The organism is Nostoc sp. DedQUE04 (genome assembly GCF_034530995.1).
Lineage (GTDB): Bacteria > Cyanobacteriota > Cyanobacteriia > Cyanobacteriales > Nostocaceae > Nostoc.
In genome coordinates this window covers 224378-241871 of record NZ_JAVRCA010000003.1, presented here as the reverse complement: position 1 = coordinate 241871, position 17494 = coordinate 224378, and the positions used below count along the sequence as shown (strand labels likewise).

The following is a 17494-nucleotide window of genomic DNA, read 5'->3' as shown; positions in this document are numbered from 1 at the left end:
TTTCTTAAATCCTTTTCCAGCAAGCTTTTCGAGACTTAACGGGAAAAGTCAGGTTCCAGAACGTGGCTTGATTCCCACTGCTCCCAAGCTTGCTCAAATTCGGTCAGATTTAAAAAATCGTCTGGGTCGGGTGGTTCATCACTGCGATCGTAAAAAACAGAAACTTGACCGTCGTCATCTACTTGACGCGGTGCTTCTCCGAAGTGTGCAGGATTCCAACGATCGCCATTGGTTATTTCATCCCAGTAAGAATCGTAATTAGGGGGGAAGGGGGGAGCCGCAGCTTCTTCGATCGACTCCACCGCGAACAATGTCAGCTGCCTGTGGGCCGCTCCGTTGTCGGATTCCGTCATAATTAGGTTTAGTGTTAATCCCCGTCGCAGTGCTTGCTTACAGCACTGCGGCGAATTTTTTAGATTTCGGACTTATGCGATCGCTTGAGTTGCTTCCAGTCGTCTGGAAGTTCGCCCACCTCTGTAATGCCCAAATCTCTGCATATAGCTTTCAACTGAGCAAGGGATGGGCCATCATCAAGTAGGTCAGCGACATCTATCTGCATTGACTTTGCAAGAATCTTAAGGGAAACCCCCAGTTCACGAGCTAATGCAATAGCACGATCAAACCTGGGGATAGATTCTCCCCTCTCCCAGTCACCAATAATACGAATGCCTACTTTCATTCGACGGCTTAATTCTGGTTGAGTTAGGTTTGCGCTTTCTCGAAGTCCTTTCAAGGTTGGCTGCTCTCGATTTTCTTCATTCATACTAGCAAATTAGTGCTAGCAGTAAACTGCTTGAAATAAAAAGTATCTGGCAGTAAACTGCTAGTTAGTGGACAAAAAAGACCAGCCGATGTAACTGACTCGGTAAGGGACAGGTATTTTGGCTGGTTTCACCTAAAGTGTCTCATCTCAGTAGCAAATGCCAAATCCGGGAAATTAACACTTATGTGTAATAGCCGTTGAAAGCTGATGAAGAGTGTTTCAGGCTACCAGTGTCCCGTAAGTGGTGAAGTCAGCGAGTCGAGAACTGAAGTGTTTGTCTATACAAGTCGCGGCTTAGATAAAAGCTGGTGACGTGCATTTGTATGGGCCCCCAATCTGTAACCGATCTTAGTAGGGCATTCCACATTACCAATGGGCTTATGCCGACGTGGTGACACGGTGGGCTGTGGAAATTAAGACCTGGGTGAAAATCCCGTAGAGGCTGGCGTGTAGGTAATGGCTCACGCACAGATGCACGATCGCGAAATTGCATTCCACCGTGTGGTTATGCAATTGCTCACAGTTTCTTATGAATTTCGCGCAAAACTGCGGCCGGTCGCACTTTTTTTATATGACAGAGATTAAGGGAAAGTATGTAACACGAAAAAAACGGATTCGCCAACTAGAAACAGAAATTGAGCAGCTAAAAAACCAGGTTTTGACCCTCACTCAACTGCTTGATGATGCTCACGGGATAATTTACCGTTCCCGTCCTGGCTTGGCACGTGCCGTCGAGCGAGATTTCCATGAAGAGTTGCTGCCATCAGAATTACCGCCCGCAGCGCTGGTAGCGATCGCTAAAAAAAGGGTACAGCGCAAAATCCGCAATTTATCAATTGCACCCCGCGCCGACTTGGTGATGGATCGCGATCGCAATGGCCGCCTAATTATTAAGGGCACAGCTAACTCTTCAGCACCGCGCCCTCAAACTTAACTATTTTTCTAGGAGGAATATGCCTATGAAATAACTTTGATTTATATAAGCCGAAAGTACTTTCAACCAGTCAATTGAAGTGGTTTTCCGCGACTGCCTCACAGAGTTTGGATTAGGGGGTTAATTCATGACTATCAGAGAATACGACACGGACGACCAGCAACAAGCTAATGACTTGCTTGCTGAAACCACATCTAACTTTGTTGCATATCTAGCGATAGAGTACAACTTGCCTGTCACACGAGCTAGTTACCTGTGTGGCTTAATCTTGCAAGTTTTACCTGAAAAGATGCACGAAACACCTGACTTTCGTGAAAGCATTCGGCAGATTGTAGCCATACAGTTTTCACAATAGGGGCAACGTTAATTCAAAAGCGATCGCAGTCTGGTTGAGAAGTGCGATCGCAAATGAATTCATCTACCTAAACACTTCAAACTTGTACAAGTAAAAAATAGCACATTTTGAGCAAATGCAAGTAACAACTATCACTTACCAAAGAGTTCTAAATCTCGGCGACTACAATTCGTGCAGATTAGAGAAAACTGCCGTAATACCTGATGACTATGAAGACGAAGAAATTGCGACACAAAATCTTATAGAAAGTGTTGAGCACCAAATTCATGAGGAGAATATACACAACCAACTCGATAAAGAAATCAGAGACAGGAAGAAAGAATTAACGGCGCTCTCTTTAGAGGTTGAGAGTTTAAAAAATGAACTCCAAAGACTCGGAAAAATCAAGGATGAGCCAGACTCAGATGATATCCCCGACGGATTTTAGCTGAAGTTTTTTAGGCGAACGCCTCCCTACCAAAGAATGCGATCGCCCAACTATCGATACCAAAGTTAGTTTACCAAAATGCACACCATTATTAATACCCCATCCGTGTTTAGTTGCAAATTACCGGCCGCTGGCTGGATAAATCTCGCCCAAATCCGCCAAATTCAATTTGAAGACTTACCCTCCCGCACTGCCGTAGTAACTTGGCACAACGGTGACAAGCAAACATTCTTCGGTGAAGATGCTGCAAGTCTTCTCGCAGCCTGGGAGGAAGCAGTCACACTATTAACTGAACGCCCTGGCAATCACCGATTAAAAAATCGTAGAGTTTTTTCTTAGGTAAAAAGATGAAAATCAAAACACTCCATGCACATTTCCTTATTTCAATTGGTAGTTACAGCAATGAGCGAATTGGCTTTTCAGTTGAATTAGATGAAACAGAATCTATTGAATCAACTGTAGAAGAGTTGCGAGAAAGAGCTAAAAGAATTGTCGGCAAAAAAGCTGAAGACCTTTACGATGAGAGGAGTAAAATTTGGCGCGAATGTGTTGAATTAGAAAAGAAGCTCAATACATTACGTAAAGAATGGGATGCTACGGCTGAATTCTTAAAAGCCCAAGGACTAAATCCTACTGCTCCTTCAATGCCTCAATTCAGAAATTTGCTTACTGCTGTCACTGTTAAAAGTGAAGTTGTCACCGAAACAGAAGATGAGGAAAGCGATAATTACGACGAAGATGATGAGGATTATATGTAATGACTAACAATATTCCACATCCAGATCCAACCTGGGATTACTACATTGAATGGCACAAGTTAATTAGGGCTAAAGCTCAGTTAGATAAATTAATTGAGTTTATCTCAAAGGTTGAAAATGCCACAGAAGACACTCAAGAAATATTGATAAAGGACTTACACTCACTTACCGACACTCTCGAAAGCATATAACCGCCTGATGAGGCTAGTGTGTCCAAAGCATCCGCAAGTTAATTAGAGAAAGTGCAGCGTTCAGAGTGAACTGCACCACTGAATTGTGGCGTTTATATTTTCATGCACCGCCCCGAACCAATCGACGAGCTGCGCGACCTCTGTCAGCAACTCGAACATCTCAACCGGGTGCAATCGCCAATTGTGAATTATGCCCGTCAACTGTTGGCGTGGCAGTTCCCAGAAGTGGCGCACACTAGGAGCGCATCTGCCAAGCCAGGATTGCTACCGCCCCTTTGGGCATGGTTAGCTAAGAGGCTGGAAATTTCGCCAGCTGGGAAAACCCGAATTGAAAATAGCTATAAAATTTCCATTGCCAAGGACTACGACATTGAGTTTGACCCCATCTTGGAACTACACGCTAATTGGATGTGCGATATCTCACTTTTTGAGCAGCACTTAGAAGCGAGAATCACTCAAATGCTGTATCTAAGTGAATTTAAGCCATACATGAGCGTGTTTGACAAATTCGGTTTTGGCTTGCGAGTGCGATCGCGGTTGCTGACGAGAATTTATCCCTTTGAGTCTTTCTTGGGTGTAAATGGTAAACCCGTAATTGAATACGAAGTTAGAGAAGTGAAGAGAACCGAGCGCGATCGCAAAAACGGAGAAACCACCGTGAGGCGTTTGGCTGGTGAAACCAAACGCATTAAACGCAACCGCAGCCGCGACACTTTCAAAATGCGTTTGGGTATGGGTACTGTTCTGGAACAGTCGGGGGATGGACTTGTTGAAAAGGCTAGCAGTTCGTCGCTGTGCCGAATCAGCCTGTGGCAGTACGTCTTAACCGGCGTGGAAACTGGAAGGCTACCAAGCAATGACCTGACCAAGGAATTGATTAGCTACCGTGACTCACTCAAAGCTAACGTCACCGAACAAGGTGAAAAGCTGCTAGGCGGTAAACACATTCAGGGAAAGCTCATGAGCAAGGTCGTTAACCTACTGTTCCAAGAATTGTGTAAACTGATTCCCGTGACCTGATGCGATCGCCCTTCATTTGTATGAAGGGTTTTTAAATCTTTCAAACTTTCAGTTACCCTGAAAATATACTGATAACAAAAACCGTTAATTATCAGCGTAAAAATATTGGGTGAACTATGGCTTTAACTGCTTCAACTATGTTGCCGCTAGGCACTAAAGCGCCAGATTTTAATCTACCGGAAGTAGTATCTGGAAAGGCAACTTCACTTTCTACCTTTGCAGATAAAAAAGCATTGTTGGTAATGTTTATTTGTCGGCATTGCCCGTTTGTAAAACACGTCCAACAACAATTAGTGCAGTTAGGCAGAGATTATTTTACAAGTGATTTAGCGATCGTTGCTATTAGTGCTAACGATGCAAAAAATTATCCAGATGATGCGCCAGAGTCGTTACAAGCATTTGCAACAGAACAAGGGTTTAATTTTACCTTATGCTACGACGAGAGTCAGGAAACGGCGAAAGCTTACACAGCAGCTTGCACGCCAGATTTTTTTGTATTTGATGAGCAACGCCAACTTGTGTATCGGGGACAATTAGATGATAGCCGCCCCAGTAATGGTAAACCTGTAACAGGTGCAGATTTACGCGCAGCCATTGAAGCAGTGCTAGCGGGTAAACCTGTTACGAGCGAGCAAAAGCCGAGTGTTGGTTGCAATATTAAATGGAAACCAGGAAACCAACCCAGTTATTTTGGTTAAGAGGGATTGGGGATTGGGGATTGGGCATGGGGCATTGGGGATTGGGCATTGGGCATTGTAAAAACTTTTCCCTACTCCCTACTCCTTAGTGCCCACACCTATTAATGTTTAATTTCTAAATTTAATATGTAGTATCCTAATTGGACTTTTTCTGCCCACAATTCATATTCCAGCCGCAAATTCTCTGGCAAGGGATGTCCGTTGAGAGTTAGGCTACGAGTAAAATTTCGTAAACGAATCGGATCGTTAGGTTGCAATGACTCAGTTGGCAACCAATAGCGACTAATGCCATAAACACCTTGTTCCCAAAAGTGACGATAACTCACTTGAGCGTTACCTTGCATAGTCATGATGACTCGGTAAGGGGAAATCTCCAGCCACAATATTCTGGGACTGTTAGGGGCGTAAGCTTTGCTCTTGCTTTGAGGAAGTGTGTCTTCTGGACTTATGACACTCTCTACTTCGCAGCTAATTAAAGGTGGTGCGGTCATCAGTAAATGAAACCGATCGGTATCCTTTTGATACAATGTTGCGGCAGTTTCGACAACAGACCAGATCGGTAGGTCAGTGGAAATAAGTGATAAGCACACGGGCTTGCGGTGATGGGTCAGCATGGGAGCGATAAGGGCTAAAAGCTATTGAACAAAGTGAAATGAACACTCTAGCTGTCTAATAGGTCGGGCTAAGAAACTAAATAGTAAAGCAGGCTTAATATTAATGAATCCGTTGATTTGTTAATAAGCTACACAAATCTGGATGAAACAGGTAGAATGTCAGCTTACACAGTAAAAATGGTACTTTTATCTAGAGAGAGCTAATTCGTAAGTAAAGCTTGTAAATATTCTAAGGCTATAGCCTCAAAACAGTGGCAGTCGTTTAGATGCTAAAAACCTTCTTCAGGGAGACTTACCGTAGATTGGAGTAAGTTTCATACAGCCAAAAGCAATAGGATACTAGGAAGGAAGTCACCAGAAGCGACAAACTAAGTCGCTGATGAAGTTCCAGTGTATTCAAATGCCAGTGTATCCTAATGTCGGCTTCTGTTATATCCGTAAAAACTCACGAAAACCTTTCTCACCAAAATATTGCTGAGTAAAAAGTAAAATTCATTGAGTCAGCAATACTTTGGTCTGCCCATTGCGCGTCTGGCAGAGAAGAAAAAGCAAAGATTTCCATTTCAAAGCAGCAAAATATGAGTAACCGTGTGAAGTGAAAGTTGCATCTACGGTTTCACTTCAGGAGGTAGGAGGCAGAAGGAACCCACATTTACAACATGGGATTGTGGCAATGACACTTTGTCTCTCGCGCTATGCGCCTTGATACAATTCTTTTTTTGATTGGGCAATGACTCAGAAGTAAAGTTTTGACTTCTGCCTCCTGCCTGGTTGTTGAGCGTAGCGATGCACTGAGCTTGTCGAAGTGTCGAAACACCGCCCCCTGCCTTTATTTGTGAAATATCTTACTTCAACTGGTCAAATTTTGAATATCCGATCGAGTCGATTTCAATAAGCAAAAAGGCATATTGCTTTCTCATTTCAGTAGATTCAGCAAGCAAAAAGGCATATTGCTTTCTCAAAATGCTTGATTGCTTTCTCATTTCGGTATATCGCGCATTCATTTCGGTAGATTCAGCAAGCAAAAAGACATATTGCTTTCTCAAAATGCTTGATTGCTTTCTCATTTCGGTAGATTTAGCAAGCAAAAAGACATATTGCTTTCTCAAAAGCTTGATTGCTTTCTCATTTCGGTATATCGCGCATTGATTACGACATCGCTATGTAACAAAAAGCATTAGAGAATTGCCGGAGTTCTCTCAAGCCGATCGATACGGAAGTTTTTTAAAGTAAAGAATATTAACCGTACTGTATTACAAAGTTCATATCATGGCTCGGAGAAAAAGAACCTCTCAGGTGTTAGAAAAAGCAGTGCGTCGTGCTGCTAGCATCAACTCAATCGATCCGAATTTAAATCTAGGCAATGGACTTACCCTACCGTCCTTCTCAACCCTAATTGAGACGATGCGAACTAGAGAAAATTTATACAACACTGCTCTTTCCAACCTGGATAAGTTGTACCATGAAATGCTCCAAACAGAGCGCGAGTTGGCAGATATGGCAGAGCATATGCTCTTAGGAGTTGCTACTCAGTATGGTAAAAGTAGTGTGGAGTACGGTATGGCAGGAGGTGTTCCGAAAAACCAGCGCCGCAAGGGACTGCGAGGGGAGTCACCAGTTTCTAATTTAGAGCAACCGTCATTTATTGCTGGTGTGAACGGCAACGGCAGCAAAAATGGCAACCAGAATGGAAACAAAGCAACAACAGCAAGTTAACTTGTATTCGCTAGCAACGACAAAAAAAGTGGCTCTGCAATCAGCAGAACCACCAAAGCTTTCGCAAATTTGTTATAAATTAACGAACTGCCCCTTGAGCAGAAACAGTATCAATCGGTTTCATCAGGTACAGCCGCAATAACTGCCAGCCGTTGGAGATGTAAAGCGGTAATTTTTGGAAGAATTGCAAGAATTTGGGAGTGTTGGAGTTAGCGATCGCACCCAACTTCTCATTATTGTTTATACAAACATCCAAGCGCTGATAAAACTCTGGATTCTCTACATCCAGCATCAGTGGGAATACCCTACCTGCGTTTTCGTTGGTCTTCTTAATTACATGGATATCGTATTCCCGTGCATCCAATCCCAAGGTGGCATAAAAGTCCTTGCGTTGGATGTCATTGAGATACATTGTCGCAAATACCGACAACAGGAAGAACCGACTCCACAGCCGTGCTTTCCAATCATTCAACATTTGCGGCTGGGATTTCATCACCGCATCAAAGAAATCACCGTGACGGTTTTCATCCTGACACCAGTTTTCAAAGAACCGGAAGATTGGATAAACCCGGTCTTCAGGATGTGCTTCTAAATGGCGATAAATGGTGATGTAGCGCCAATAACCGATCTTCTCAGAAAGATAAGTAGCGTAGAAGATGAATTTCGGTTTAAAGAAGGTATAACTGCGACTCTTAGTCAAAAACCCTAAATCTAGGGACAGATTAAAGTCCGACAAAGCTTTGTTCAAAAAGCCAGCGTGACGCGCTTCATCCCGTGACATCAGGTTAAAACACTCTGCCAAAACAGGGCTTTTTCCTTTCAAGCGACGACCAAGTTCTTTATACAGCAAAAAGCCAGAAAACTCTGCCGTACAAGAACGTTCTAGAAATTCAACGAACAATTTGCGAGTTTCCCCGTCAATATGATCCCAGGATTGTTCAAACTCGGCATCCCGAACAAAGTGGTGGCGGTTGTAGTCAGTGCGGAACTCTTCGAGAATGGCTTGTAACTCGTCTTCATTGACGGAGATATCCATCCGGGCCATTTCATCAAAATCGGTAGTATAAAACCGAGGTGTTAACAGGGTTTCTTTTGCCGGGACTTTAATCCCTGGCCGGATTTCTTCAAAGCCTGGTTTTTTGAGGGAATCTACCATGTCTTGATTTCTCTTTCGTCTTTATTATCTTAAGTAGACCTTTCGGGTGACGTTCCTACGTCTCTACCGCCACGGTAACGGCAGTTCCTCATGGGGAAACCCCGTTGGCGCTAGTCTCTCCCTTTGGGAGAAGACCGGACTGCCTCACCAGAAATCCTCTGGCAAACCGTAACAGCCCACAATAATCCAATTGTATAAAGTTCAGTCTACCAAGGTGCGGGTGAGAAATTTCTAAGCAAAACATTAAGAGTTGCAACAATCATTCCATATTTGCGGAATCAAAAATCGCGGATTGGTAGTCAAATAAATATAGTTCAGCAAGCAGCATTATGTCGTTGAAGTGGAGTAGCACTTACCTCTTGATTTTCAAAGCACTACTATCTCAGTAATTTTCTCTGGTTGTTACTACAATAAATTTATGGGGTTCTATTAATACATTAGACAGCTTAAAATTAACAATTCATGAGTAGCATAATTACTGAAAAATCTAAGTAATTTAGTTATTTTTTGCACCTTTTTCAATAATTCTAGATTAGACAATGCCCACAACTTCAAATCAGAACAGCAGTGTCTATGATGAAAATTGTTAGAAAGCAACTGGTGCAAGATGTAAGTCTAGCTATTAGCACTTGGTATAAAAAACAGTCCGAAAAACCATCTTAAACAATAGAGTAAATCCAAAGGGTTGAAAACAAGATGAATCTTGAAAACAATCAGCAGCATAAAGACCGACTTCTTGTCTCTTATATCTTGTGTGCAGTCGGATTTATTGGGGTAGGAGGATTGCAGCGTTTCTACAATGGCAAGATCGGAACTGGTTTGTTATGGCTGTTGACTGGTGGTGTGTTTGGTATAGGGCAGTTCGTGGATTTGTTCTTTATCCCCAACATAGTTGACGAATACGAACATAACTTGAGATTAAAAGCGGGTGTATCTCCCTTTGGTGTGCCGTTGAATCAAGTAGTAGTTGCTTCTCAAGTCCACCAACCAACAGGCAACCAACTCATGATGAAACTGATTGAAGCGGCGGAAAACAAAGGTGGTATTTTAACTGTCACTCAAGGCGTAAAGTTTACAGGAGCCAGCTTTGCTGAAGTGGAAGCTACTCTCAAAGAGATGTACAAATCAGGTTATGTAAAAATTGATAACGACCCCAATACTGGAGCCGTTACCTACCATTTCCACGAGCTTTAATTGTTATTAGTCATTTGTCATTTGTCATTTGTCATTTGTCCTTTGTTATTTGTTATTTGTCATTTGTTAAAAACCAATGACCAATGACCAATGACCAACAACTAATGACCAATGACCAATGACTAATTTCTACCTAACCACTTTTGACCGTCCAAGCGCTGAACTAAGCCATATACCAACAAATCGAGGGTAATTTTGCGCTCATCGATTAAGAATGACTCAAGAGTGCTAGGTTTTTTACCTTCATTACAAGAAAATCCCTTTTTTCCTTGAATATCTTCATCGGGGAAGTACAGGTTAAACTGACGCTTACCGATTTCTGACCAACTGCCAATAATTTGCCAGCATTCTTCGGCGGATTCAAAGCCAGTGATTGACATCTTCTGCTTGGCAAAAGACACCTGTAAATCTTGCACACCTTTTTGAGCGATCGCTTTTTGTAAAGCTGGCAAGTAGTCTTGCTCAATGAACTCTACAAATGGCTTATTTTCAACAGCTGGGGCTTTTTCCTTTTTAGGGGCTTTAGCGGCGGGTTTTTCTTCTGTTGCGTCGTCGTCGGCGGGTTTTTCTGCTTTTGCGGCTTTAGCTGCGGCGGCGGGTTTTTCTCGCTTGGGTGATGCAGCAGCTGGTTTGGCAGCATTGGGATTATCTTCGGGGTTTGCGGCTTTAGGATCTGGCGCGTTGGCAGTAGGAATATCTGTGGCTTCGGGTGAATCTGTACTAGGAGCGTGTTCTTCAGCTACACTGGGAGCTTGCTTGTCAACAGTGCTGGGAGCTACTTCTCCCGCTTGATTGTGATTGGTTGGGTCTGCCATTGCTCAGGTCAATCCTTTAATCTAGCTTTGGGAGCGATCGCTCACCTTGATGTATCGGGTATTTTTATTTTGACATACTAGTACCTCTGTGCAGAATTCGTAATTTGTATTTGTAATTTGTAATTTATATACCGCCAGGGTTTCATTTATTTGGGATGGGTGGTTTACTTGCAATACTGTTCGGTTAAGGTAAGAGACGCGATGCGCTGTCTCTACAATATTTAGACGCGATGAATTGCCGTCAAGACAATATTCAGTCTTTTGTCTTGACGGCGATAAATCACGTCTTTAGCGATCTAGAATTTTCATCCTTCAAATCCCTTTGAATCCCATACCAGTTTCTACCTGTTGCTTTGCTGGAGTAGAATTTACCTTGCTGCTAGCAGTCTGACGCCTAGTGCCAACTTGGCTCAAGAATATACCTACTAAAATCAAGCTACCGCCAATATATTGAGGTCGGGTAGGGGCTTCACCCAAAATTAAATAAGCTGCTATAATTCCTACGATTGGGCCAAATGAGCTAATTAAGGAAGCTGTAGATACAGTGGAAGTTTTCAAGCCTTTAACCCAAAAAGACTGGCCTACCACCACAATCAACCCGCCATAGAGAAACATCCACTGCCACAAGAATGGTGAGAGAACATCAGCGAAATGATCCTTGCCATAGAGGACTAAAGCAATAAAGAAAAAGATTACAGTTCCTAGTGCAGTCCGAAAGATGCTATAGATTCCCAAAGGAATCTGCGAAAGGTGTTTCTTGCTAATAATCGTAGAAGCGGCTATGGCCACAGATGCAGCTGCGGCTAAAAGTTCCCCTATACCTAAACTGAAACCTGCCATGTTTATCATGGTTTCTGTTGGAGGTTGAAGGATAATAGTTAGGATAACGCCAACAAAAGCTGCGATCGCACCAATAAATTCCCAAATATTTACTCGTTCTTTCAATAACCAGACTGATAAAGCCAAAGTTAGAGGCGGTTCCAAACGTCCCACCAAGATGACATTGTTCACCCTTGTGAGTGCCAATGCCTGGAAAATTAAGCCAGGGGCTAACGCTCCTGATAAAATAGCTACTGCTGTTAGACTGACCCAATCTTTCCTTGAGAGTTGTTTCAAATTAGCTTTGTTCCACTGCCGCCCATAGATTAGGATCAGAAGTATCAAAGCGCAAAGGTTTCCCACGAATAAAACATTACATAAAGAAATCGGATTGCGGTTGCCGATCAAATATTGAACGCCAATTTCTGTTAGCTTCCGAGTAACAGCACTAGATGCTCCAAAAATTAGCATTGCTAGCCAGAGATATGTTTGTCCCGAAATTCTATGGATTTGGCGATGTATTCTTTTGGCTCTAGTCACAATAACATCACTGCAATGAAAGCATTGCTCATCATATTAAGTTATCCTTACGCACTTCAAAATGAGGTTTTGTTGAGAAAATACTTAAATTATCCTGTGACTTTGAGTAACCATGATTACCTGAGAAAATCCTGAGAATTGACTAAATTTTCTCAAGGGATAAATTCATAAAAATAGTGGCTTAGTTTCAATAAGCTCTCACTGCCACCTGAGATGCTTGGGATGTTCAGGATAAAACAAAGAAGAGAAGTAATAAATGAAACTCGCACCCTTACTTACAAGTGTAGCCTTGGTTGGTTTTTTCACAGTTTGGGACGTACCATTAAAGGCGATCGATCCGTCATTAGTGCAAGCATCAGCAGCCGAAGAAATGTCTGTAGCACAAAAATTAGATTTGCTTACTAAAAGTAAGGGTCAAATTGGTAGTGGCGATCAACTACGTCGTTTCTTTTTTGGTGACTTGGAACCAATCGGTATCCAGGTAGGTGGTGCAGGTCATGTAGTTAACCTTTATAACAAAGCTAATGATGTCACATTCGCTTACTGTTCGCATTACGATGTGATTGTAGCGATTAAGAAAGGTAAGGTAACTAAATTTGAACCCAGCGAAGTGAAATAATAATAAATCCACTTTCAGGGTAACTGAAACTAGAGCAGCAATTGAATTGTATCTAGGTTGCAATATATAAAGAAAAGTCCGGAGTAGTGGAAACGTCTCCGGCTTTATGCTGTGCGTTTGCGCTTTAGCAAAAGTTTGATTTAGTTCTGGCAAAAAAATATGAGGTTTTTGGAATAATCAGGATAAAGGGAAAAGGTAAAACATGAAATTTTATTTTTTATATTGCCTTTAAACTATTATTTAATTATTGCTGTTTCAGGTATTTCAAAATGAAGATTTTCAAAGCGATCGCCTTGTAAGCAAAAATCTTTTAATAGCTATTAAATTAATTAGTTTATGCAAACTCACAGTTAATCAATAACAGTTTCATAAACAGAAAATTTACTTCTATATTTATGTGTCCCAATTATTTTTACTTTGTTGAAACAATATAAAAGGGAGCATACCAATTTTGCCAAAAGATACAGGACTGATACAAAAACCCTGTAAAAACCTCTTTCGTTGGCGCTCTTGACGTCCTTCTCCCAAGGGGAGACGCTAATACCAATTCAAAATTCAAAATTCACGCATTAAGAAAGTGAGAATTAGCATAGGTTTTATGGTTTGCATCTGTATCATATTTTTTGTGAATTGGTAGAACGCGAAGGCGGATCATTATTTCATTATTGTTCTCAGCCAAAATTCCGTATAAAAATAAACTTGCGCATTTGGGATGCTCCCATCTAAAAAGCAGATTGTCGAGTGAAACTACTCAGCAACTACTAAATCTTAACCAAGGTGCTATTAAACCTTAATGATTAGGAAAAATTTTCTTAACATTAGTCAAATATACTGTTACTAAGATAACTTCAAATAAAGGTTGTAACCTAATTTTTTGACTTCAAATCGCAAATTAAAGATACTTAATTTTTGGTTAATTGTAATTAAATTTTGAAATAATCTGTTCCAAAAAAATGTGTGTAAGTGTGTGTAAATAAATGTAGTTTTGAGATTTATACCTCCGACATAAAGTTCTCACACTTCCTACTTTTACAGGTTGAGCAAATAGTAATTACAACAATCTTGAGTTAAGTTGTCCTAACCTGTTTACAGTCAAAAATTTAGTATTATTTCAGTTTTGCAAACTTCTCGGCTATATAAGCAAAGTAAGATAACGCAGACTAATCTAAATTTTCAGCCTGGGAAAGTTAGCTTTGTTTGTATTGTACTAGCTTTTAGTCAGGTAGCAGTTTGCATATTTGGAGTGTTCCCAAACGTTTTACAGTTTGAATAAGGGGAAAATTCTCATGGCTCTTTACGGCTATACCATTGGAGAAGACCGCGACGGCAACGCTAGTAATGGCAAGCAGCTTGACGTTTACCGCTTTTCGATCCCTTCTGGGCCTGGAGGTTCTATTACTCCTACAAGAGTAGGTACAGTCAATCTTCCAGCTACTGCTACTACCGCCGATTTAGAAGGTTTGGGAACTAACCCTCGTACCGGAAGGGTAGGTGCGGTTAACGAAGCACGCGTTACTGGTGCTACAACACCAATCGATCCAACTGTTACTGTCGTTAATAATGTAGATCAGCCTTTTGCTCCAGCCACGACCTCACCAACCCGTACATCATCTGACCTACGTCGTTTTGGATTTGAGTCAGGTGCTGACTTTGGACGTGACTATTCAGTAGCTGCTCAACCAATTGTTCTATACAACATTTCAGGGAATCCGAATCCCGCAAATGGGCCAGTAGGAAGCTCTCTTTATAAAATTACTACAGCTACCCCTGGAACTGTTAGCCTTGTAGACGGCTTTGGCGCACCTACTACTACTGCACAAAGACAAGGAACTCAACCTACCAATCCTGGAAAATTTGCCGATGGATTAGCTATCGACAATCTCAATCCTGGTAGAACTCGCGCTCTTGCTAGCGATTTCAGGACTAATGATGGAGATGGAAACCAGCTTTATAAAGTCGATCTACTCACTGGTGAACTATCTGCACCGATTACTCTAAGAACTCCTTCAGGACAAGCTCTGAATGTCAACGCAGATTCTGGGTTGTCATTTACTAACTTCGGTTCTCAAAGATTGCTGGGTTGGCTGGAAACTGGCGCTGTCTATGAGATCACAGGCTACCAAGATGAACTTGCTGCATCAGGTCTAGGTTTAGGTAGTGCCACAGGTACTAATGGCGCTGGCTTTGCAACCGCCACCTTACTTGGTAACGTTAATTTACCAAATGCTGTGAGCGGAGTCGTTGATTATGAAGGCTTTACGATTGTTAATGAATAACAGTCGTCAATAGCATACTCTTTCTTCAACTCTTGTAAAAAGTACTTTTGCAAGAGTTGAAGAACGGAGCTAAGGATAAAAAAGTGCCAAGCGGGATTATGACTGATTAACTGAGTTTGTAGTAAGCACTTTAGTCATTAAATAAGAGCTATCACTATTCAAAGTTTTATTTGATGAGCCATTAGAGCCTATAGTTAACGTTTCTCTCAAAATTAATTTATTGTTCTCAATCGATAAACAAATATTTGTTCCTTCAATAATTTTTTTCAAAAAAGTTGTCAGTTTTTCAACATGCTTTTCTCTTTTTTGGTCAAAGGCTGGAATTTTCTCTCTCAATATTTTGTGAATTTGAGATATAGGAATACCACCTTGTTTCAACTGACTTAATTGCTCAATATTCTGCTTTAATTCCTCTAAAGCTTTCTTCGTTACTACTAAAATATCATCATTTAATGAACTCTCGCTAGTTACTTCATTAGTTGGAATATCCTCTATTTTTACCTGGGGAGCAGGTATAGGTATAAAGCGATCGCAAACAGACTTGAGAATACGATTAATTTGTCCTTCGTAAGCACATCCAATTACAGTTTTTCCATACTCATGGAGCTTTTTAGCTAAAGCGGCAAATGCACCATCGCCTGATACAATAACGAAAACTTGCAACGTAGGACGACTCTGGGCTAATTCCATAACATCAATGGCTAGTTGCATATCTGCTGCATTCCGTTTATGGCTGTAATCAAAAATTTGAATTGCTTCGATGCCAAGTTCTTGAATTTCATTCTTGAGTAGCCTTAATCGAGAATCACTCCAGTCGGCATAAGCACATTGGATAGCAATTTTATTAACTAAGTTAGTATTTTCTAGATTTGTTTGAATTTGTTTAAGAGAAAAATTTAGGTTAGGGTTGCTTCTACCCATTGTTAAATTTTCAATATCATAAAAAATAGCTGTATTGAACTGCCCAATATTAGGTGAAGTATGAGCCGTGGAAGTAAACTGCTCTACACGAATCTGACGCTGCTTTAACTCTTTTAACTCAGCAATTAAAGACGTTATTTCTGGCGCTGACTCTGAACTACTCGTTTCCTGTTTTAACTCCGTAATTGTTGTTGTTAAGTCATTAACTTGTAATTTTGCTTGTTGTAATTCTTCTTGTAACTGCTCAGTTAATGTATTAATCTGACTCTGGGTTTGGACAGTCTGCTCCCGAAGTTCCCCAATGGTTCTGGAGAGAATATACTGGCGTTGCTGATAAGCTGTTACTAAAGCTTGTTGAACGATATCACATTCTTTGGGAAAAGCTTCACGGGTACACACTTGTAAAACTGTTTCATAACCTGCGATCGCAATTTCTAAATTACTAGCAATGTTCCCTTGTTCAAACTCTTGAATAATGGTACTCAGTTTGATAATGACTCTAGCTAAATTAATAGCAATGGCAGGTTCTTTAGCAAAGCGATCGCTTACCCATTTTCGCAACTTTAAAGCTAAATCCTCGTTGAGTTTACTTAAGTTATGTTGCAGAATTGGATATACTTCCTGATTTTGATAAGTTGCTCTCAATAAATCAATTAGAAAGTCTTGCTCCTGGTTAGCAGCTTCATTTGGCATAGCTAAATCCCTGACAATACACATTTAAGTTTAGTATTCCCAAGTTTTCATACTATTGAACAATTAAAGCGGCGTAATCCAATAAGTAATGCCTCTAATAGCTTGTTTTTTAAAACCATACAAAGATAAATTATCTTCAGATAAACCCACATAAGTCCAATGTGGAACATCGTTTTCTACAGTTTGAAACCAACCATTTTGATTAAGAGCTTTTCTCTGCTCTTTACTACCTACACGTAAATCAATGGCTAATCCCCAGAGATGTTGTGAAGTTCCGGGGGGGGCAACTAAACCGAGAATTTTTGTTTCTTTACCTTGTTGAACTTTTGCTAAAACTCGATCGTTAGCATACTTGTGCCAAAATCTTAAATTCGTGTTGAAAGTGCGAGTGCAATCACCAGAGCCATAACCAGATTTTAGCGGAATTTGTTGTTGTTCTCGCGCTTTATTTAAAGCATCAGCCGCCGATTTTTGTAAATAACAGTCGTTAGTGCCATCAACATGACCCATTGTTAAAGTAGCTTGAAACTCTTGGGTTTCTTGTTCATTAACAAAGATATCTTTTGGCGGTAGTTTAATCCCAATATCGGGATTTACAAATACTGCACCATAGCTTCGTAGCAAAGTATATTCATAAGTACCAGGTTGGGGAATTGTAGGTAATTTTCTAGCGATCGCAGATAAAAAACGCTGTTTAGCATCTAATTTGGGATCGGGAATAAATGGTTCCGAGCTTGTATTTTTAGAGGTATCTATACAAGGTAATGAATTATTAATCAAGCATTGTTGTAATGGTTGAGCAGTTATAGCAACTTTGTGGTGGGTAATCTCATTGCTAGCGACTAATACAAAAATCATCAATATAACGATACTGATGAAACTTGTCTTTCTAATAAACCTAGTAATATTTCTTTGATTTCTGAGGGTAAGTTTCATTCTAAATAATTAATTAGCGATCAAAAATAAAGTTAATACTTTTTTTGAC

The 17494-nt window shown here is 40.9% G+C and carries 22 protein-coding genes; 12 read left to right on the top strand and 10 right to left on the bottom strand.

The annotated features are described in order from the left end of the window. Nucleotides 1-35: 35 nt before the first annotated feature. The 3 genes from RM049_RS03705 to RM049_RS03695 all read right to left on the bottom strand — a co-directional run bounded on the left by RM049_RS03705 (nt 36) and on the right by RM049_RS03695 (nt 1256). On the bottom strand, nt 36-353 hold the full coding sequence (locus tag RM049_RS03705) for a hypothetical protein (protein WP_322703195.1): 318 nt from the start codon (nt 351-353) through the stop codon (nt 36-38). 59 nt (nt 354-412) lie between these two features. Beyond that, complete coding sequence (locus RM049_RS03700) at nt 413-763, bottom strand: helix-turn-helix transcriptional regulator (protein WP_322702512.1); 351 nt, start codon at nt 761-763, stop codon at nt 413-415. Between the two features lie 250 nt (nt 764-1013). Beyond that, entirely contained in the window at nt 1014-1256 is a 243-nt protein-coding gene (locus RM049_RS03695) for a hypothetical protein (protein ID WP_322703194.1), read from the bottom strand. Nucleotides 1257-1334: 78 nt separating this feature from the next. Between RM049_RS03695 and RM049_RS03690 the strand changes: the two genes are divergently transcribed. The 8 genes from RM049_RS03690 (at nt 1335) to RM049_RS03655 (ending at nt 5146) form a co-directional block, all read left to right on the top strand. After that, nucleotides 1335-1697, top strand: a complete 363-nt coding sequence (locus RM049_RS03690; RefSeq protein WP_322703193.1) for a hypothetical protein — start codon at nt 1335-1337, stop codon at nt 1695-1697. Between the two features lie 127 nt (nt 1698-1824). Next, the gene (locus RM049_RS03685; RefSeq protein ID WP_322703192.1) at nt 1825-2052 is read left to right on the top strand and encodes a hypothetical protein; all 228 of its coding nucleotides are present in this window, start codon (nt 1825-1827) and stop codon (nt 2050-2052) included. Nucleotides 2053-2167: 115 nt separating this feature from the next. Beyond that, nucleotides 2168-2479, top strand: a complete 312-nt coding sequence (locus RM049_RS03680) for a hypothetical protein (RefSeq protein ID WP_322703191.1) — start codon at nt 2168-2170, stop codon at nt 2477-2479. A gap of 78 nt (nt 2480-2557) precedes the next feature. Beyond that, on the top strand, nt 2558-2818 hold the full coding sequence (locus RM049_RS03675) for a hypothetical protein (protein ID WP_322703190.1): 261 nt from the start codon (nt 2558-2560) through the stop codon (nt 2816-2818). 8 nt (nt 2819-2826) lie between these two features. Beyond that, nucleotides 2827-3237, top strand: coding sequence for a hypothetical protein (locus RM049_RS03670; protein ID WP_322703189.1), 411 nt, complete (start codon nt 2827-2829; stop codon nt 3235-3237). After that, entirely contained in the window at nt 3237-3428 is a 192-nt protein-coding gene (locus RM049_RS03665) for a hypothetical protein (RefSeq protein ID WP_322703188.1), read from the top strand. Before RM049_RS03670 ends, RM049_RS03665 begins: the two co-directional genes overlap by 1 nt. Nucleotides 3429-3530: 102 nt before the next feature. Next, complete coding sequence (locus RM049_RS03660) at nt 3531-4448, top strand: hypothetical protein (protein ID WP_322703187.1); 918 nt, start codon at nt 3531-3533, stop codon at nt 4446-4448. 116 nt (nt 4449-4564) lie between these two features. Next, the gene (locus RM049_RS03655) at nt 4565-5146 is read left to right on the top strand and encodes a thioredoxin family protein (protein ID WP_322703186.1); all 582 of its coding nucleotides are present in this window, start codon (nt 4565-4567) and stop codon (nt 5144-5146) included. A 101-nt stretch (nt 5147-5247) separates the two neighbouring features. On the opposite strand, the gene RM049_RS03650 is transcribed toward RM049_RS03655, so the two are convergent. Together RM049_RS03650 and RM049_RS03645 are read right to left on the bottom strand one after the other, a co-directional pair. Then, the gene (locus tag RM049_RS03650) at nt 5248-5760 is read right to left on the bottom strand and encodes a hypothetical protein (RefSeq protein ID WP_322685102.1); all 513 of its coding nucleotides are present in this window, start codon (nt 5758-5760) and stop codon (nt 5248-5250) included. Between the two features lie 845 nt (nt 5761-6605). After that, a complete protein-coding gene (locus tag RM049_RS03645; protein ID WP_322703185.1) occupies nt 6606-6869 on the bottom strand; it encodes a hypothetical protein in 264 nt (87 codons plus the stop codon). Between the two features lie 160 nt (nt 6870-7029). Here RM049_RS03645 and RM049_RS03640 point away from each other — a divergent pair, with 160 nt between their 5' ends. Next, on the top strand, nt 7030-7476 hold the full coding sequence (locus RM049_RS03640) for a hypothetical protein (RefSeq protein ID WP_322700710.1): 447 nt from the start codon (nt 7030-7032) through the stop codon (nt 7474-7476). Nucleotides 7477-7555: 79 nt separating this feature from the next. On the opposite strand, the gene acsF is transcribed toward RM049_RS03640, so the two are convergent. Continuing rightward, nucleotides 7556-8632 (bottom strand): magnesium-protoporphyrin IX monomethyl ester (oxidative) cyclase, encoded by a 1077-nt coding sequence (gene acsF, locus RM049_RS03635; RefSeq protein ID WP_322703184.1) that lies wholly within the window; start codon nt 8630-8632, stop codon nt 7556-7558. Between the two features lie 696 nt (nt 8633-9328). Between acsF and RM049_RS03630 the strand changes: the two genes are divergently transcribed. Next, nucleotides 9329-9826 (top strand): TM2 domain-containing protein, encoded by a 498-nt coding sequence (locus RM049_RS03630; RefSeq protein ID WP_322700712.1) that lies wholly within the window; start codon nt 9329-9331, stop codon nt 9824-9826. A gap of 122 nt (nt 9827-9948) precedes the next feature. On the opposite strand, the gene RM049_RS03625 is transcribed toward RM049_RS03630, so the two are convergent. Both RM049_RS03625 and RM049_RS03620 read right to left on the bottom strand, forming a co-directional pair. Next, entirely contained in the window at nt 9949-10641 is a 693-nt protein-coding gene (locus RM049_RS03625) for a DUF2996 domain-containing protein (RefSeq protein ID WP_322703183.1), read from the bottom strand. A 312-nt stretch (nt 10642-10953) separates the two neighbouring features. Next, nucleotides 10954-12000: a DMT family transporter gene (locus RM049_RS03620; RefSeq protein ID WP_322703182.1), complete on the bottom strand. Its 1047-nt coding sequence runs from the start codon at nt 11998-12000 to the stop codon at nt 10954-10956. Nucleotides 12001-12256: 256 nt separating this feature from the next. On the opposite strand from RM049_RS03620, the gene RM049_RS03615 reads away from it, so the two are divergent. Next, nucleotides 12257-12619, top strand: a complete 363-nt coding sequence (locus RM049_RS03615; RefSeq protein WP_322685097.1) for a hypothetical protein — start codon at nt 12257-12259, stop codon at nt 12617-12619. A gap of 1286 nt (nt 12620-13905) precedes the next feature. Beyond that, nucleotides 13906-14895: a water stress protein WSP1 gene (locus RM049_RS03610; RefSeq protein WP_322703181.1), complete on the top strand. Its 990-nt coding sequence runs from the start codon at nt 13906-13908 to the stop codon at nt 14893-14895. Nucleotides 14896-14991: 96 nt separating this feature from the next. Here the strand turns inward: RM049_RS03610 and RM049_RS03605 are convergent, their stop codons facing one another. Continuing rightward, complete coding sequence (locus RM049_RS03605) at nt 14992-16509, bottom strand: NYN domain-containing protein (RefSeq protein WP_322703180.1); 1518 nt, start codon at nt 16507-16509, stop codon at nt 14992-14994. Between the two features lie 63 nt (nt 16510-16572). After that, complete coding sequence (locus RM049_RS03600; RefSeq protein WP_322703179.1) at nt 16573-17445, bottom strand: D-alanyl-D-alanine carboxypeptidase family protein; 873 nt, start codon at nt 17443-17445, stop codon at nt 16573-16575. Between the last annotated feature and the right edge of the window lie 49 nt (nt 17446-17494).

Bases quoted from the DNA above. Each gene is read 5' to 3' on its own strand.
- RM049_RS03700 (WP_322702512.1), bottom strand. From the start codon at position 763: ATGAATGAAGAAAATCGAGAGCAGCCAACCTTGAAAGGACTTCGAGAA.
- RM049_RS03690 (WP_322703193.1), top strand. From the start codon at position 1,335: ATGACAGAGATTAAGGGAAAGTATGTAACACGAAAAAAACGGATTCGC.
- RM049_RS03670 (WP_322703189.1), top strand. From the start codon at position 2,827: ATGAAAATCAAAACACTCCATGCACATTTCCTTATTTCAATTGGTAGT.
- RM049_RS03625 (WP_322703183.1), bottom strand. From the start codon at position 10,641: ATGGCAGACCCAACCAATCACAATCAAGCGGGAGAAGTAGCTCCCAGC.
- RM049_RS03665 (WP_322703188.1), top strand. From the start codon at position 3,237: ATGACTAACAATATTCCACATCCAGATCCAACCTGGGATTACTACATT.
- acsF (WP_322703184.1), bottom strand. From the start codon at position 8,632: ATGGTAGATTCCCTCAAAAAACCAGGCTTTGAAGAAATCCGGCCAGGG.
- RM049_RS03610 (WP_322703181.1), top strand. From the start codon at position 13,906: ATGGCTCTTTACGGCTATACCATTGGAGAAGACCGCGACGGCAACGCT.
- RM049_RS03680 (WP_322703191.1), top strand. From the start codon at position 2,168: ATGCAAGTAACAACTATCACTTACCAAAGAGTTCTAAATCTCGGCGAC.
- RM049_RS03660 (WP_322703187.1), top strand. From the start codon at position 3,531: ATGCACCGCCCCGAACCAATCGACGAGCTGCGCGACCTCTGTCAGCAA.
- RM049_RS03655 (WP_322703186.1), top strand. From the start codon at position 4,565: ATGGCTTTAACTGCTTCAACTATGTTGCCGCTAGGCACTAAAGCGCCA.
- RM049_RS03605 (WP_322703180.1), bottom strand. From the start codon at position 16,509: ATGCCAAATGAAGCTGCTAACCAGGAGCAAGACTTTCTAATTGATTTA.
- RM049_RS03640 (WP_322700710.1), top strand. From the start codon at position 7,030: ATGGCTCGGAGAAAAAGAACCTCTCAGGTGTTAGAAAAAGCAGTGCGT.
- RM049_RS03695 (WP_322703194.1), bottom strand. From the start codon at position 1,256: ATGCAATTTCGCGATCGTGCATCTGTGCGTGAGCCATTACCTACACGC.
- RM049_RS03630 (WP_322700712.1), top strand. From the start codon at position 9,329: ATGAATCTTGAAAACAATCAGCAGCATAAAGACCGACTTCTTGTCTCT.
- RM049_RS03705 (WP_322703195.1), bottom strand. From the start codon at position 353: ATGACGGAATCCGACAACGGAGCGGCCCACAGGCAGCTGACATTGTTC.
- RM049_RS03675 (WP_322703190.1), top strand. From the start codon at position 2,558: ATGCACACCATTATTAATACCCCATCCGTGTTTAGTTGCAAATTACCG.
- RM049_RS03650 (WP_322685102.1), bottom strand. From the start codon at position 5,760: ATGCTGACCCATCACCGCAAGCCCGTGTGCTTATCACTTATTTCCACT.
- RM049_RS03685 (WP_322703192.1), top strand. From the start codon at position 1,825: ATGACTATCAGAGAATACGACACGGACGACCAGCAACAAGCTAATGAC.
- RM049_RS03615 (WP_322685097.1), top strand. From the start codon at position 12,257: ATGAAACTCGCACCCTTACTTACAAGTGTAGCCTTGGTTGGTTTTTTC.
- RM049_RS03600 (WP_322703179.1), bottom strand. From the start codon at position 17,445: ATGAAACTTACCCTCAGAAATCAAAGAAATATTACTAGGTTTATTAGA.